Origin of the sequence: Neomegalonema sp. (assembly GCF_028688855.1) — a bacterium.
In the GTDB taxonomy this organism is placed as follows: Bacteria; Pseudomonadota; Alphaproteobacteria; order Rhodobacterales; family Rhodobacteraceae; genus Neomegalonema.
In genome coordinates, this window is the sequence record NZ_JAQTXI010000004.1 from 161,712 (window position 1) to 176,082 (window position 14,371).

Genomic DNA, 14,371 nt, shown 5'->3' on the forward strand with positions numbered 1-14,371 from the left:
CTGCGGCTAGTCCAGCGGCTTGAAGAGGACCGCGACATCGGCGCCTCGCGCCAGCGTCTGGTAAAGAGGACAAAGGCGCAGCGCCTCCTGACAGAACTCCCCGAAGGCCTCGGGCGTCAAGCCTGTCCAGGCGTAGATCGTCGCGCGGATGCGGCTGAAATGCGGAGTCCCTCCGGCGCCCCTCACGCCGACCAGAGGCAGAGGATCGGCCAGTTGCAGCGCAAGGGAGCCCTCCAGATCCTCGACCGGCACGCCGCGCCTGCGGCCATGGGCGCGCAAAGTCAGCATGAGGCTGCTGAGCAAGGCGCCGGCGAAATAATCGACGCTGCTGATCTCCATGCTCTCGTTGTCGAAGCTGATCGCCGAGCCCACGGCGAAGGCGGTCTTGTCGGTGAAGACCTTCACCTCGCCGGAATCGCGGGAGACGGCGCGAAAGCTCATGTCGTGGAAGCGGGATTCATAGACCTCAGCCATGGCGCCGCCTGAGGATCCGCGCGGCCTCGGTCATGGCCGAGACCTTGCGCCCGATGACCTCCTCGACGTTCATCGGGCGATTGGCGAAGGTCGCGAAGCCGCAATCGGGCGTCAGCATGAGGCGTTCCGGCGGCAGCCAGCGCAAGGCCTCTTCCGCGCGGTTCAGGATCTCCTCGACGCTCTCCACATGGTCGATGCGCGGATTGACGACGCCAAGGCCCAGGATCGTCCCGGAGCCGAACCGCCCATCCTCCAGCAGGGCCGAAAGCTCTCCGGCGCGGGGCGTGGAATATTCCAGCTCCAGCAGAGGCGCTTGGACTTCGGCGAAGAGATCCAGCAAAGGCGTATAGGGGCCGCTGAGCAGGGTGCTTTCGTCGCGGCTCCAGTTGCCGCGGCAGACATGCAGCGCCGCCAGAGAGCGGGCGCCGTCCACATGGGCCAGCACCGGCGCGATCAGCGAAGCGGCGAAGGCCAGCTCTTCGGCGGGATCCTTGCGCTCCGACAGGGCGGCGCACATGAAGGAGCGCGGGCGGCCCTCGGTGAAGATCACTTCGGTCAGCACGGGCTCGTCGAACTGGATGACGGCGGCGCCCGCCTCCTGAAGCCGGGAGACCTCCTGCTGGAGCAAAGCCACGACGTCGCGGCCCAATTCCTCCTTGTCGGCGTAGGCCCGCCCCGACAGAGGCGCCAGCCACATGGAGCGGGTCAGCAGATAGGGGCCGGGCAAGGTGACCTTCAGCGGCTTGTTGGCGCGCCGCTTCATCATCTCCAGTTCCGGCAGGGCGATTCCGCCGCGATCTCCGAGCCTTCCGGTGCAGATGGCGTTGCGGATGCTGACCGCAGGCACGTCCAGAATGGTCAGGATCTGCTCGAAGGCCTTCTTGTCCTCGATATGGTCGAGCAGCTGGCCCATATCCATCATCTCGACGCCCGAGAGCCGATCCGCGACGAAAGACACGTAGTTGTCGCGGCCGAATTCGCCGCTCGTGAGGAGGTCGAGGCCCCAGTCCTCCTGAAGCGCGAGCGCCCGCCGCGTCTCCGCCTCGACCAGGGCGTCGAAGGCCTCGCGGGTCAGGGCGCCCTTGCGCAGGCCCCGCAAGCCGTCGAGGATCGCCCTGGGCCGGGGCAGGCTGCCCATCAGCGAGGTGGAGAACAGCGGCGGACGGGCGGCCATGGCTCAGGCTTTCCCTGCGGAGGCGCCGAAGAACTTTAGATAATCGCAGGCTTCCTGCAACTGGGCGAAGCCGCTGGTCCGGCCCGGAACCCAGGCTTTCAGCCCCTCCATGTCCATCATCGTCCTGTGGTCCGGATTGTTGTAATCCATGCGGTCGAGCACCTCCATCCAGCGCTCGAAACGCTCCGGCTGAAGGTCCGGGCGGCCGACGAAGATGCAGTGATCGAATTCCGGCGTGGCCGCGATGCTGACCACCTTGCCGGAATCGACGGTTCCGTCTTTCCTCCAGGCCTCCCAATTGAGGTCGAGGGCCGCCGCGGCGTCGACTTCGCCCGCCTGCAGGGCTTTCACGGCGTCCAGTTCGCCGCCGACGTGATCGCCATGCAGCCCCACGCCGACGTCGAAGCGCTTCTCGACGTAATCCTTTCCGAACTCCAGGCCATGGCGGCGCAGCAGATTGATCGGGATCAGCCGCGCCTGAGGCGAATCCGAGGCCCCCAGCCCCACGACCTTGCCCTTGAGCCCCGCCAGGCTGGTCAGGCCGCTTTCCTTGCGCACGAGGAGATGGGTCTTGCGGTCGCGGTCGGCGTCGCGCATGGCGCCGTAGAGGCAACGCCCCTCGCCGCGCAGATGGCAGTCCACCCAGGCGAGCGGAGAATTCCAGGCGATGTCGATCTCGCCCGCGAAGAGGCCGTCCACCTGGCTTTTGTAGTCGCTGTAGAATTCACATCGCGTCTCCAGCCCTTCCCGGCGGAAGAAATCGGCGATGATCCCCCAGATGACGGTGACCTTGGGATCGTAGATCACGGCCCCGACCTTGATCGCTTCGCTGCTCATGGCGTCAGTCTCTCCCTGGCTGAGTTCGGAAATCCTGACGGCGCGGAGAACCCCCTCCGCGCCGCCTTGCGACGGTCTTGCGGGTCAGGGGATCGGCTGATCGGTCAGGATCTTGCCGAGCCACAGGTTCAGCACGTCCACGCCGGGCGCCATGACCTGGCCGGCGTAGGCGTCGCGCAGGAAACGCTCGATGGGCAGGGCCTTGTTGTAGGCCTTGCCGCCGCCCACGCGCATCGCGAGCCGACCGCATTCGATGGCGGATTCCGCCGAGAAGATGCGCGCCGCGAGGATCTTCGGCAGAGCGTCGGCCTCGGCGCGGGCGGCCTCCAGAGTCAGGCTGCGGGCGGCGGCGGCGCGGACGTAGATGGCCGAAAGATGGTTCTGCACCGTCTCGATATGGCTGAGGGCCGAGCCGTCGGGATAGGTGCGCGATTTCGCATGCCCGGCGGCGAGCTCCCCGAGGGTGGCGCAGACGCCGCTGTAGATCGCCGCGAGGCCGGTCACGAAGAAGATCGACACCACGCCGAGCAGCTGCTCCTGCCCTGAGCCCGCCGCGCCGATCCGGGCGTCGAAGCCGAGCTTCACGTCGTCGAGCAGCATCGGACAGGAGATGTTGGAGCGCATGCCCAGTCCGTTCCAGGCGCTGCTCTGGAAGCTCACGCCCGGCGTGGAGAGCGGCAGGGCCCAGTTGTCGAGCTTGCCCTCCTCCTCGGCGCGCGTGATGATCATGTAGGTGGAGGCCTTGCCCGCCGAGGTCACCATGCTCTTGGCGCCGTTGATCGTCACGCCCTCGGGGCCGAAGGCCGCCTCGATCTGCGGATTGTAGAAATGCGTGCCGGAACCGAACTCGCTATAGGCGAGCGCCATGAATTTTCCGTCCAGCACGTCCTTGCAGATCCGGCGCTTCTGCGCCTCGTCGCCATGGGTCAGGGCGCATCTCAGGGCCACGTTGTGCATCATGTAGCAGAGCGCGGCGCTGGGATTGGCCTCGGCGAAGGCGAGGCAGGCCTCCGCATGCTCGGGCAGGCCGCCGCCCTGTCCGCCGAACTCCTCGGGGATCAGCAGCGCGAACCAGCCATGAGCGGCCATCTGCCTGAAGGCTTCGTCCGGAAAGGACGCCGTGGCGTCGCATTCGGCGCTGGTGGGCAGGACATGCGCGCGGGCGAAGTCCCTGGCCTGCTGATAGACGGACATTTCTGTTCTCCTCTGGCTGATGCGCCGTCGCCTGAAAGGGCGGGTCGCCGTCCGGCGCAAGTTCTGCGCTGGAGTCCCGGCTTCCTGATCGGGGCGCTGATTGCGCGGGCGGAGCCAGGCCGCGACCGGTTCCGCGCCCTGGCGTCGAAACCGCGCGGCGAAGGCGTCATCCGATGCGCGAGGTCGGCGCTTCGGGCTGGGTCTGAAGGACGCGGACTCCGCCCGAGGCCCGCAAGCTCGGGCGCGGATCGATTCCGGAGAGGGGGGAGAGGAGATGGACGACGCTCATGGGGGCGTTTCCCTGTTCGGGGCGACGCGGACCCTCCGCAGCCGCAACCACATCCCTCTCTTGCCACCTCCCCACACGCCGGGCAAGGATTTCAGGCGGCGCGCGCAAGCCGGAGGGACGCAGGCGCCCGGGACGAGGGCGCCTGCGGGAGGCCTCACGCCTGACGGCTTCGTCCGGCGGAGCGCAGCACGAGATATCCGCCGAGGCCCGCGAGGAGCGATCCGGCGAGAATGCCGAACTTCACCCGATCCTGAAGCGCGGGATCCGTGAAGGCGAGCAGCCCGATGAAGAGGCTCATGGTGAAGCCGATGCCGCAGAGCAGCGACAGCCCGAACATCTGCGTCCAGTTCGCGCCCGCCGGGAGCTCGGCGGCGCCGCTGCGGACCATCAGCACGACCGCACCGAAGACGCCGATCAGCTTGCCGAGCACCAGTCCCCCGGCCACGCCCAGAGACAGAGGCTCCGCCAGCACCGAGGGCGAGACCCCCGAGAAGGAGACTCCGGCGTTGGCGAATCCGAAGATGGGCACGATCAGGAAGGCGACCGGCAGATGAAGGGCGTGCTCCAGCTTGCGCAGGGGAGAAACCTCCGCTCCGCCGGAGAGGGCCTTCAGCGGAACGGTCAGCGCCAGCAGCACGCCTGCGACCGTCGCATGGACGCCCGAACGCAGCACGAAGACCCAGAGCGCCAGACCCAGCAGCAGATAGAGCGGCAGGGACGCGACTCCGCGCAGATTGAGGGCGAGCAGCAGGCCCAGAATCGCCGCCGCTCCGGCGAGATCCCCGAGGGACAGGGAGCTGGTGTAGAACAGCGCGATGATCACGACGGCGCCGAGATCGTCGATGATCGCCAGCGCGGCCAGAAACACCTTCAGGGAGGTCGGGACGCGCGGCCCGAGCAGAGACAGCACGCCCAGAGCGAAGGCGATGTCGGTCGCGGCGGGGATCGCCCATCCTCGGGCGGTGGCCGGATCCGAACCGTTGAAGGCGAGGTAGATCAGGGCGGGCGCGGCCATGCCGCCCGCCGCCGCGACGCCCGGCAGAAGCCGCCGCGTCCATGTGGAGAGCTCGCCTTCGGTCATCTCGCGCTTGATCTCGAGTCCGACGAGCAGGAAGAAGACGGCCATGAGCGCGTCGTTGACCCAGTGCTGGACGCTCAGAGGGCCGATGTAGGCGTGGACGGCGGAGAAATAGGCCTCGGCCCAGGGCGAATTGGCGATGAGGATCGCCAGCAGGGCGACGAACATCAGCAGAAGCCCGCCGGAGGCCTCGCTGTTCAGGAAGCGCCGCAGCAGGGAGCGGTCCCGGGGGGACGTCGCAGGGTGATGGGAGGACATGAGTTCAGGAACCTCGAAACAGGTTGCATCCGGTTCTCCGTAAGTGAGGGGGATCCTCGGCGCACGCAGCACACGCCTGCTGGATCATAGCCTGATCGCCGGCCGGATCCGAGAATTTTCCGGCGGATCCGCCTCCGGAGATCCGGAGACGGTCCGGGCGACGATGACCGACTCTTTCATGCGCACGGCCATGCTCGAAGCTCACGCCTCCTGAAGAAGCCGGGCCAGAACCCGAGCCCGGGGTCTTGAGCATAATGTAGGGGTGGGCGGGGCCTGCGTCGTGACGCTTTATGGTCGGGCCGCCAGATCAGGCGGCGCGACGACAAACCTTGCGCATAAAAAAACAGATCGAACATGGGAGGCAACGATGCCGTTCTGGCGTCTGAAGACGAACATTCACAGCCTGAGCGCGGCCCTGGTCGCCGGACTGGCCGGAGCTCTCGCGGCCGGCCCCGCCGCCGCCGTCGACGTCATGCCCGCCGATTACACCGTTCTCCCCTCCGGGACGAACGCGGCGCTGATCTACGGGCAATACACGACCGCCGGAAAACTGCACGTCGAGGGAGCCGGCGAAGTCCCCGATTCCAGACTCGACACGGCCGTCGGCATCGCCCGTCTGCTGCATTACTCCGATCTCGACGGACTCCCCTTCGCCGTCCAGGCCATCCTGCCTTTCGGCGGACTCACGGAAGCCCGGATCGGCGGCGCCGACCTCGAGACGGAGAACGGAGTCGGAGACCTCACCCTCGGACTCACCGTCTGGCCGCTCAACACCAGCGGGCCTTACGGGACCACCCTCGGCGTGACCACCTATGTCGCCCTGCCGACCGGCGACCACAGCGGAACGCCGGGGACTCTGAGCCTCGGCTCGGGCTCCTTCAACATCACGCCGCAGATCGGGCTTGTCCAGGGCCTCGGCGGCTCCCTCTTCCTCGACGCCACCGCCGACATGACCTTCCGCCAGGATCATGACCATTTCGGAGTCGAGCATTCCCGCGATCCCTCGACCCAGCTTCAGGCCTATCTGCGCTATCAGACCTCGCCCTCCACCTCCTTCTCCCTCGGCTATTCGGGGCTCTTCGGCGGCGAGGACTACGTCGACGGCGTCTATCAGGGCACCAAGACGCGCTCCGATCAGGTGCGCCTCTTCGCCGCCACGATGCTCTCTCCGACCGTGCAGATTCAGGGCATGCTCGCCACGGACCTGCGGACGGAGGGCGGCTTCGAACAGGACGTGGTCGGCACCATCCGTCTGATGAAGCTCTTCTGAGGCCTCGGCCTCACGACCGACGAACCGGAAGGCGGCCTCCCTCAGGGCGGGCCGCCTCCCCTCCTGTTTCGCGCCGACTTCGCGGCTCTTGCGGTTTGCGCAGCCTTCGCCATTCTGACGCCCCGAATCGCCTGCGGGAAATCCTCCGCGCAGGCGTCGAAGATCCAGAAAGGCTGAAAAATGGCTGACCCGGTTTCCGCCACGGCCGAGGCTGCGGCGCATCATGGCGTCGATCTGCTTCCGGTCGTGGCGCTTCTGGCGGCGGCGGTGGTCGCCGTTCCCCTCTTCCGACGTCTCGGACTCGGCTCGGTGCTGGGATACCTCGCGGCGGGTCTGGCCATAGGCCCCTACGGGCTCGGCCTCTTCCACGATCCTCAGGCGATCATCCATGTCGCCGAACTGGGCGTGGTGCTCTTCCTCTTCGCCATCGGGCTGGAGATGCAGCCCTCGCGGCTCTGGGCCATGCGCGGCGAGATCTTTGGACTCGGCCTGACCCAGGTCGGCCTCGCCATCGTGGTCCTGATCTGGGTGGGGATCGCGCTCGGCTATCCCGTCGCGGCCAGCTTCGTCGCGGGGACCGGATTCGTGCTGACCTCCACCGCCATCGTCATGCAGATGCTCGCCGAACGCGGCGAGATGGCCCAGCCCAAGGGAAGGCGCATCATCGCCATCCTGCTGCTGGAGGATCTGGCCATCGTGCCCCTGCTGGCGATGGTCGCCTTTCTCGCGCCGGGCGGCGAGGCCGTCACGCTGACGGATCGTCTGGTCTCGGTGGCCGTCGGGCTGACCGCCATCGCGGCGCTGGTGCTGGTCGGGCGCTATCTGCTCGATCCCGCCCTGAGGCTGCTGGCGCGCTTCGGCGTCCGCGAGATCATGACGGCCGCCGCGCTGCTCGTGGCGCTGGGCGCGGCGGTGCTCATGCAGGAAGGCGGGCTCTCCATGGCCATGGGCGCCTTCCTCGCGGGGGTGCTGCTGTCGGAATCCTCCTTCCGCCACCAGCTTGAGGCCGATGTGGAGCCTTTCCGGGGGCTGCTGCTCGGGTTGTTCTTCCTCGGGGTGGGCATGGCGCTCGACCTCAGGGTGATCGCCGCGAACTGGACCGTCATCGCGATCAGCGTGCCCGCCTTCATGCTGCTCAAGATGCTGGTCATCTATGGCGTGGCCCGGCTCTTCAAGGCGGATCGGGAGGAATCCCTGGAGCGCGCCGTCCTGATGGCTCAGGGCGGAGAATTCGCCTTCGTGCTCTACGCCGCCGCGACGCAGTTCGGCGTCCTCACCCCGGACTGGAACGCCAATCTGACTGCGATCATCATCATCTCCATGGCGCTGACTCCGCTGATGATCATGCTCCACGCCCGCTACGCCCCGAAGGCCGCCCCCTCCATGGAGGGCGTCGAGGAGGCGAAGGGACTTTCCGGGCGCGTGCTGGTGATCGGATTCGGGCGCTTCGGCCAGATCGTCAGTCAACCGCTGCTGGCGCGCGGACATTCGCTCTCGATCATCGAGACCAATGCGCAGGCCATCCGCGACGCCGGAGACTTCGGCTTCAAGATCTGGTACGGCGACGGCTCCCGCATGGACATCCTGCACGCCGCCGGCGCCGGACAGGCCAGTCTGATCATCGCCGCCGCCGGAGATCCCGCCGCCGTCACCCGCATCGTGGAGCTGGCGCGGCACGAGTTCCCCATGGTCCCGGTGCTGGCCCGCGCCTTCGACCGCGAACACGCCCTGAAGCTGGTCGCCCTGGGGGCGGAATACCAGATCCGCGAGACCTTCGAATCCGCCCTCTCCATGGGCCACGAAGCGCTTCTGCGGCTCGGCGAGACCCCCGAGGAGGCCGCGCAGGTGCTCGCGGAGGTCCGCGCCCGCGATTCCGACCGCTTCGCGCTGGAGGTCGTCGGGGGGCTGGATGCGGGGCGCGTCATGATCCTCGGCAACGCCGGACAGCCGCAGGCCGCCCACTGATCAGGGCGACCCGGCCCTCACGCGGAAGGCCCGGGCCCCTCCATGGAGTCCAGGGCCGCCGCCTTGACGAGGGCGAAGACCGCTTCGCCCTCCTTCAGATCCATCTCGGCCGCCGCGAGCCGCGTCAGACGGGCGCGCAGGACGCCGCCGCCCTCCAGAGCCAGCCGCGCCTCGACGAAGGGGCCTCCCGTCGCCTCCAGAGCCTGGATGCGGACAGGCAGGGCGTTGCGGATCGAAATGTCTCCCTGCGCAAGATCGGCCAGCGGCAGGCGGGCGAGCGCCACATCCGCGGCGGCGATCCTCAGCCGCAGAGGCGCGCCCTCGGGCGGCGCGGCCTCGACCGGAACCCGCAGAAGCGTCCCGCCGCCCAGATCCACGTCGAGGATCTGGTAGTCCGGATCGTAGCGCCCCGCCCTGCCCTCCAGAGCCGCGCCGGATTCGACCTCTGGCCCCAGAGCCGCAGGCGGAACCCGCGCGAAGACCTCCAGAGGCGGGCCGGAATCGTAGATCTCTCCGTCGCGCATGAGGATCAGCCCCTCGGAGAGCCGCAAGGCCTCCTCGACGGCGTGGGTCACGTAGAGCACGGGGATTCCGAAACGGCGCGGCAGATCGGCGATCAGCGGCAGGATCGCCGCCTTGCGCGCCCGGTCGAGGGCAGAAAGCGGCTCGTCCATGAGCATCAGCCGGGGGCGGGTCAGCAGGGCGCGGCCTATCGCGACGCGCTGGCGCTCGCCGCCGGAGAGGGTTTCGGGGCGGCGCTTGAGCAAGGGCCCCAGATCCATCCGCGAGACGACCTCCTCCCAAGCGATGGGCGAACCGTCTCTGGGCGCGCGCCGCCAGGCGTAGAGGAGGTTCCGCTCCACGCTGAGATGCGGGAAAAGCCTTGCGTCCTGAAAGACATAGCCCACCGGCAGGGCGTGGGGCGGACGCCCCATCCATTCCTCGCCGTCGAGCTTCAGCGAGCCCCGCGCCTCGGGCTCGAAGCCCGCGATCAGACGCAGCAGCGTGGTTTTCCCCGAGCCGCTCGGGCCGAAGAGCGTCGTCACGCCCGACAGCGCGAAGCTCCCCTGCGCCGCGAGCCGGAAGCTCGGGCGCGTGAGGGTCAGATCCAGATCCAGCCGCATCAGGCCCTCATGCTGCGAAAGCGCCCGTTGAGCAGGGCCACCGTCAGAAGGATGCAGAAGGAGACCAGCAGAAGCCCTCCCGCGAGACGATGGGCGGCGGCGTAGTCGAGGCTCTCCACATGCTCGAAGAGCGCCATGGAGATCACCCGCGTGCGCCCCGGAATGTTCCCGCCCACCATGAGCAGCACCCCGAATTCTCCGAGGCAATGCGCGAAGACCAGAGCCCCCGCCGTGGCGTATCCGCGCCCCGCCATGGGAGCGGCCACGGTCAGGAAGGCGTCGAGCGGACGGGCCCTCAGGCTTGCGGCGGCCTCCATGGGGCCGCGCCCCACCGCCTCGAAGGCGTTCTGGAGCGGCTGCACCGCGAAGGGCAGGCTGTAGATCAGCGAGGCCAGCAGGAGCCCGTGGAAGGAGAAGGCCAGAGTCCCCCCCGTGCGCTCCAGCCACCAGCCGCCGAGCAGGCTGTTGGGACTCATCAGCAGAAGCAGATAGAACCCCAGAGCCGTCGGCGGCAGCACCAGAGGCAGCGCCACCACCGCCTCGACCGGAGCGCGCCAACGCCCCTTCGCCCGCGAGAGCCGCCAAGCCAGAGGCGTGGCGATCACCAGCAGGATCAGGGTCGTCAGCGCCGCGAGCCGCGCCGTCAGCCAGACGGCGCTCCAGTCGCTCGCGCTCATTGGGCGGGTTCAAGCTCGAGCTCGGGCTCCTGGAGGGCGGGCTCCTCGGCCAGTTCGTAGCCGAAGCGCTCGATGATGGCGTGGGCGCTCGGAGCGCCGCGCAGATATTCGACGAATTCGCGTCCGGCGGGGGTGTCCTTGATGAGGATCGCGTCCTGACGAATGGGCGCGTACATCTCCTTCGGAGGCAGCCAGAGGCTCCCCTGATCGACGAACTTGCCCTCCTTCACCTGCGACAACGCGATGAAGCCCATGTCCGCGGCGCCGCTGGCGACCGAGGCGAAGGCCTCGCCGATGCTGTTGCCCTGAGCGATCCTGCCTTCAAGATCGGCGGTCAGGCCGAGATTCCCGATGACCTCCATGGCGGCGGCGCCATAGGGGGCGGTCTTGGGATTGGCGATGGAGACCAGACGCGCGGCCTTCAGCCCCGCCGCCCCGAGCTCGACCTTCTCGCGGGGCGTCCAGACCGCAAGCGTGCCGATGGCGTAGGTGAAGCGCGTGCCCGCCACGCCCAGACCTTCCTTCTCCAGAAGCTCCGGACGCTCGTCGTCGGCGGAGAGGAAGGCGTCGAAGGGGGCGCCCTCGCGGATCTGGGTGGTCAGGCCGCCGCTCGCGCCGAAGGCCGGGACCACGGTGTGTCCGGTCTCCTTGTGGAAGTCCTCCGCGAGGACCTCCATGGCGCCCTTGAAGTTGGCGGCCACCGCCACGGTGAGCGTCGCCGGAGCGACCTCCACGGGAGCGGGGCGCGGCGCCTCCTGAGCGAAGGCGGATTGGGCGAAGATGGGCAGGCCGACCAGAGCGGCGGCCAGAAGAGGGGCGAACTTCATCGCAGGACTCCTTGAGAAAGGCGTGAGCTTGTTCATTCGGCGGCTCTCGGCGCGGCGGAGGCTTCGAGGCGGCCTTCGAAATCCGCCTCCTCGACGCAGCTGCGCAAGGCCTCGGCCATGGGCGTCTGGGGCGAGCGCTCGGCCAGGACCAGCCCGACCATGTGGCGACGCGGCGTCTCGGCCATCTCGCGGAGCGCCAGCCCTCCGGCCTCGCCGAAGACGAAGCGGAAGGCTTGCGGGACGATGGCGCACCAGGGCCCCGCCCGCAGATGCGAGGCCACTCCGAGAAAACTGTTGCAGGTGATCTTCGGCCGCAGCTCCACTCCGAGATCTCCCGCCACCTCGTCGAGGATGCGGCGATGCTTCATCTCCTCGCGCAGGAGGCAGAGGGGTTGGGCGGCGGCCTCGGCCCATCCGACGATCCGGCGCTCCGCCAGAGGATGCTCCGCGCGGCAGGCGAAGAGATAGCGCTCGCGGTAGAGCGGAAACTCGCGGAGGTTCTCCTCGGGCGCCTGGTCGAGATAGGTCACGCCGCCGTCGATCTCGAAGGCCTCCAGCGCCCGGCGCAGCGCCTGGAAGGACATCGAACGGATCTCCAGACCCGCCAGAGGATTGCGCCGCGCGAAGCTCTCCGAGATCAGCGAGATCATCGGCATGGCGGCGGGAATCACGCCCAGACGCAGCGTTCCGGTCAGGCCGCCCCGCGCGCCCCTCAGATCCTCGTGGAGGCTGTCGTGATCCGCGAGGATCCGTCGGCTCCAGCGGAGCAGCTTCTCGCCTTCGGGCGTCAGCGCCGTGAAGCGGTGCCCCCGGATCACCAGCGCGAGATTCAGATCCTCCTCCAGCTTGCGGATCGCCTGAGACAGCGTGGGCTGCGAGACGCCGCAGGTCTCGGCGGCGCGGCCGAAATGCCGCTCGTCGGCGAGGACCACGAAGAATCTCAGATGCCGGATGAGCATGGTTCCGCCTTCCTGCGCCGGAACGGCGCTCCGGCGTCCGGGCCGGACGCCGCGCGAGCCCGGATCCGCCCTCTCCGCGCAAGGCGGCTTCCTGCGGTCTGGCGCGTCGAGCATAGGCGATTCCTATCATGCCGCAGGAAAACGACGCGGAATCCTCCGCGCTTCGCCCCTTGCTGCGGCATGTGGGAGAAACAATCAATCTTATTGATTGAAGCGATAAATCAATTGATATTTCCTATCGAGCCCGGAGCCTCGCCCCGCAAGGCGGCGCTCCGGCCTCCGGAAAGGCCCGCCCCAGGCCGCGCGGACGCGATCAGCACGAAACCGAATTCGGTTATGCCGAAAAATCCGCTTGTTCCGCGCCGCCGAAAGGAGGATTCACTCCGTCTTGTCGCCATGGCGGCGGATGTCGCCTGATCCTTGTACCCGATCTTCGTCATCGTCTCTGCCCAAGGACTTCCTCATGACCATCGCCGCTCCGATCTCCGGCCACCCGATCCCCGCAGGCGTCCACGCCGAGCGGATCCTCTCCGTCCGGCATTACACGGACCGGCTCTTCTCCTTCCGGGCGACGCGGCCCGCCTCCTTCCGGTTCCGCTCGGGCGAATTCGTGATGATCGGCCTGCCCAACGCGCCCAAGCCCGTCTTCCGGGCCTATTCCATCGCCAGCCCCGCCTGGGACGAAGAACTCGAATTCTACTCCATCAAGGTTCCGGACGGCCCTCTGACGAGCCATCTCCAGAAGATCCAGCCCGGCGACACGCTGCTGCTGCGTCCCAAGACCACCGGCACCCTGGTTCTCGACGCCCTGCTGCCGGGACGCCGGCTGTGGATGATCTCCACGGGGACGGGAATCGCGCCCTTCGCCAGCCTCATGCGCGATCCGGAGACCTACGAGAAATTCGAACAGGTCGTGCTGACCCACACCTGCCGCGACGTCGCCGAACTGGCCTACGGGCTGGAGCTCTCCCGCGCCCTGGCCGAGGATCCGCTGATCGGCGAACTGGCCCGCGAGCGCTTCCACCACTACCCCGCGACCACCCGCGAGACCTATGAGCGCATGGGCCGCGTCACGGCGCATATCGAGAGCGGCGAATTGTTCCGCAGCTTCGGGCTCCAGGGCTTCGACCCGGCGCAGGACCGCGTGATGATCTGCGGCTCCATCGAACTGAACCGCGACCTCAAGAAGATCCTCGAAGACCTCGGCCTGCGCGAGGGCGCCAACAACGCCCCTGCGGAATTCGTCGTGGAGCGCGCCTTCGTCGGCTGACGGCGCAAGGCGACGGACCCTCGCCCCCGGAAGCGGGCGAGGGATCAGGCGGATGCCGGAAGGGCCGCGCTCAGGCGGGCCGACGTCCAGTCGATGAAGCTCCGCACGCGCGGAGACAACAGACGCGCATGGGGATAGACCATGCGGATCGGCGCGCCCGGCGCCTCGAACTCCCGGAGGATGCGGATCAGGCTCCCCTCCTCCAGCTCCCGCGCGACCTGGTAATGCAGCAGACGCGCGACGCCTGTCCCCTCCAGGCAGGCCAGACGCGCCGCCCGCGCCTGATTGGTCGAGAAGACCGCCGGAACCTCCACCGCCAGAGGGGCCCCCGCCTCCCGGAACTCCCAGACCGGGCCCGGCGGATGAAAGACAACCCCGGGGATCTCCCGCAGATCCTCCGGACGCCTGATCGGACCGCAGCGGCGCAGAAGCTCCGGCGCGACGCAGACCACGGGCCGGGTCTCGCCCAGACGCGCCGCGATCAGCCCCGAATCCGGCATGGGGCCGATGCGGATCGCCAGATCCATCCCCTCCTCCAGCAGATCCACCACCCGATCCAGCAAGGTCAGCTCGACCCGCATCCCCGGATGCGCGCGCAGAAAGGCGTTGACCGTCGGAGCCGCGTAAAGCGCGCCGAACTCGACGGGCGCCGTCAGACGCAGCAGCCCTCCCGGAGCCGCGCGCCGCGCCTCGAAGCTCTGCTCCAGGGTCTCGAACTCCCCGAGGATGCGACGGCACCAGGCGAGATATTCCGCGCCCTCGTCGGTCAGGGCGAGGCGGCGCGTGTTGCGGTTCAGCAGACGCAGCCCCAGAGACCGCTCCAGAGCCGCCAGATTCCGCGCCACCGAAGCGTTGGAGCAGCCGAGCCGCTCGGCGGCGGCGGTCAGGCTGCCCGCCTCCACGATGCTCAGGAAGGTCTCCATGGCCTTGAGCTTGTCCAGATCCGCAGCCTCCATCTCTGCGCCCGACGCAGAA

The 14,371-nt window shown here is 68.2% G+C and carries 14 protein-coding genes; 3 read left to right on the plus strand and 11 right to left on the minus strand.

Annotated features, from left to right (window positions below):
- Nucleotides 1–6: 6 nt before the first annotated feature.
- The 6 genes from PHN62_RS04540 to nhaA form a co-directional block, all read right to left on the minus strand.
- Nucleotides 7–474: an OsmC family protein gene (locus tag PHN62_RS04540; RefSeq protein ID WP_300146940.1), complete on the minus strand. Its 468-nt coding sequence runs from the start codon at nt 472–474 to the stop codon at nt 7–9.
- Nucleotides 467–1,648 carry a cobalamin-independent methionine synthase II family protein gene (locus PHN62_RS04545; protein WP_300146943.1) on the minus strand — a complete coding sequence of 394 codons (1,182 nt, stop codon included), beginning with the start codon at nt 1,646–1,648 and terminating at the stop codon, nt 467–469. The genes PHN62_RS04540 and PHN62_RS04545 overlap by 8 nt, the downstream gene beginning before the upstream one ends.
- Nucleotides 1,649–1,651: 3 nt before the next feature.
- On the minus strand, nt 1,652–2,485 hold the full coding sequence (locus PHN62_RS04550; RefSeq protein ID WP_300146945.1) for a PhnD/SsuA/transferrin family substrate-binding protein: 834 nt from the start codon (nt 2,483–2,485) through the stop codon (nt 1,652–1,654).
- Between the two features lie 84 nt (nt 2,486–2,569).
- Nucleotides 2,570–3,679 carry an acyl-CoA dehydrogenase family protein gene (locus tag PHN62_RS04555; RefSeq protein ID WP_300146948.1) on the minus strand — a complete coding sequence of 370 codons (1,110 nt, stop codon included), beginning with the start codon at nt 3,677–3,679 and terminating at the stop codon, nt 2,570–2,572.
- A 166-nt stretch (nt 3,680–3,845) separates the two neighbouring features.
- A complete protein-coding gene (locus tag PHN62_RS04560; protein ID WP_300146951.1) occupies nt 3,846–3,968 on the minus strand; it encodes a hypothetical protein in 123 nt (40 codons plus the stop codon).
- Between the two features lie 154 nt (nt 3,969–4,122).
- Complete coding sequence (gene nhaA / locus PHN62_RS04565) at nt 4,123–5,304, minus strand: Na+/H+ antiporter NhaA (RefSeq protein ID WP_300146953.1); 1,182 nt, start codon at nt 5,302–5,304, stop codon at nt 4,123–4,125.
- Between the two features lie 367 nt (nt 5,305–5,671).
- Here nhaA and PHN62_RS04570 point away from each other — a divergent pair, with 367 nt between their 5' ends.
- The gene (locus tag PHN62_RS04570; protein ID WP_300146956.1) at nt 5,672–6,574 is read left to right on the plus strand and encodes a transporter; all 903 of its coding nucleotides are present in this window, start codon (nt 5,672–5,674) and stop codon (nt 6,572–6,574) included.
- 180 nt (nt 6,575–6,754) lie between these two features.
- A complete protein-coding gene (locus PHN62_RS04575) occupies nt 6,755–8,539 on the plus strand; it encodes a monovalent cation:proton antiporter-2 (CPA2) family protein (RefSeq protein WP_300146959.1) in 1,785 nt (594 codons plus the stop codon).
- 17 nt (nt 8,540–8,556) lie between these two features.
- Here PHN62_RS04575 and modC read toward each other — a convergent pair whose 3' ends face one another.
- The 4 genes from modC to PHN62_RS04595 are packed head-to-tail and all read right to left on the minus strand — an operon-like array spanning nt 8,557 to nt 12,240.
- Nucleotides 8,557–9,663, minus strand: a complete 1,107-nt coding sequence (modC, locus tag PHN62_RS04580) for a molybdenum ABC transporter ATP-binding protein (RefSeq protein ID WP_300146962.1) — start codon at nt 9,661–9,663, stop codon at nt 8,557–8,559.
- The gene (modB, locus tag PHN62_RS04585) at nt 9,663–10,340 is read right to left on the minus strand and encodes a molybdate ABC transporter permease subunit (protein ID WP_300146964.1); all 678 of its coding nucleotides are present in this window, start codon (nt 10,338–10,340) and stop codon (nt 9,663–9,665) included. The genes modC and modB overlap by 1 nt, the downstream gene beginning before the upstream one ends.
- The gene (gene modA / locus PHN62_RS04590; RefSeq protein WP_300146967.1) at nt 10,337–11,167 is read right to left on the minus strand and encodes a molybdate ABC transporter substrate-binding protein; all 831 of its coding nucleotides are present in this window, start codon (nt 11,165–11,167) and stop codon (nt 10,337–10,339) included. The genes modB and modA overlap by 4 nt, the downstream gene beginning before the upstream one ends.
- A 32-nt stretch (nt 11,168–11,199) precedes the next feature.
- Nucleotides 11,200–12,240 (minus strand): LysR family transcriptional regulator, encoded by a 1,041-nt coding sequence (locus PHN62_RS04595; protein ID WP_300146969.1) that lies wholly within the window; start codon nt 12,238–12,240, stop codon nt 11,200–11,202.
- Between the two features lie 349 nt (nt 12,241–12,589).
- Here PHN62_RS04595 and PHN62_RS04600 point away from each other — a divergent pair, with 349 nt between their 5' ends.
- Entirely contained in the window at nt 12,590–13,396 is an 807-nt protein-coding gene (locus tag PHN62_RS04600) for a ferredoxin--NADP reductase (RefSeq protein WP_300146972.1), read from the plus strand.
- Between the two features lie 44 nt (nt 13,397–13,440).
- Here the strand turns inward: PHN62_RS04600 and PHN62_RS04605 are convergent, their stop codons facing one another.
- A complete protein-coding gene (locus PHN62_RS04605) occupies nt 13,441–14,352 on the minus strand; it encodes a LysR family transcriptional regulator (RefSeq protein WP_300146974.1) in 912 nt (303 codons plus the stop codon).
- Nucleotides 14,353–14,371 lie beyond the last annotated feature (19 nt).